This is a genomic window from Olsenella uli, assembly GCF_901212675.1.
Lineage (GTDB): Bacteria > Actinomycetota > Coriobacteriia > Coriobacteriales > Atopobiaceae > Parolsenella > Parolsenella uli_B.
This window is the reverse complement of sequence record NZ_CAAKOQ010000022.1, coordinates 1-891: the sequence shown is the minus strand read 5'-3', so window position 1 is coordinate 891 and position 891 is coordinate 1. Positions and strand designations below refer to the sequence as shown.

The 891-nt window shown below is 61.3% G+C and carries 1 protein-coding gene and 1 pseudogene; both read left to right on the top strand.

Annotated elements, in window-relative coordinates; translation table 11 throughout:
* Nucleotides 1-151 precede the first annotated feature (151 nt).
* A pseudogene (locus tag EFAMC1_RS11395) lies at nt 152-517 on the top strand (hypothetical protein); the annotation flags it as partial.
* Nucleotides 518-523: 6 nt separating this feature from the next.
* The coding region (locus EFAMC1_RS11120; protein WP_261981729.1) for a restriction endonuclease subunit S at nt 524-891 on the top strand (368 nt) is incomplete at its 3' end.

The window sequence follows — 891 nt, the reverse complement described above, 5'->3', positions numbered from 1 at the left end:
TTGCCTCCGATGGCTCCCGCTATGAGAAGCGCGTTGATGCGAAGGGGCGCGAGAGCGGGCCAGTATGCATCGACGACGAAATCCCGTTTGAGATACCGGGGGCTGGGAGTGGGCGAGGCTGTATTCGATTGCCGATGTCCAGTTGGGCAAAATGCTTGATAAGCAGAAGAATGCCGGAGAACTGAAGCCGTATCTGCGAAACGCTAACGTTCAATGGGGCTATTTCGACCTGAATGAAGTTCACAGCATGGCGCTCTCAAAAGACGAGCAAGCGCGTTTCTTGCTTCAACAAGGCGACCTAATGGTATGCGAGGGCGGAGAGCCCGGACGTTGCGCGATATGGGGTTCGCGCTCATGCGAAATGTATTACCAGAAAGCAATGCATCGCGTTCGCTGCGCATCGGACTCTTTGGAGGTCGAATACTGCGCCATCGTTGTTGAGTACTTTGTACGGGCTCGTCTTCTCGAATCGAAAATGACCGGAACCACCATCAAGCACCTCCCTGCACGAAATCTTGAACGCATGCTCGTTCCCCTCCCGTCCCTAGTCGAGCAGCGGCGCATCGCGGCGCGGGTTGCCGAGCTGATGCCCCTCGTGGAGCAGTACGGTGCCCTGGAGGACGAGCGCGAGGCGCTCGATGCGGGCCTTGCCGACCGGCTGCGAAAGTCGGTGCTGCAGGAGGCCGTGCAGGGCCGCCTCGCGGCGCAGGACGCGTCCGACGAGCCCGCGAGTGCGCTCTTGGAGCGAATCCGCGCCGAGCGCGCCGCCAAGGTCGCCGCCGGCGAGCTCAAGGCCCCCAAGGGCGGAGAGTCCGTCATCTACCGCGACCCTTCCGATGGCGCGCACTATGAGAAGCGCGGCAAGGGCGAGCCGGTATGCATAGAGGACGA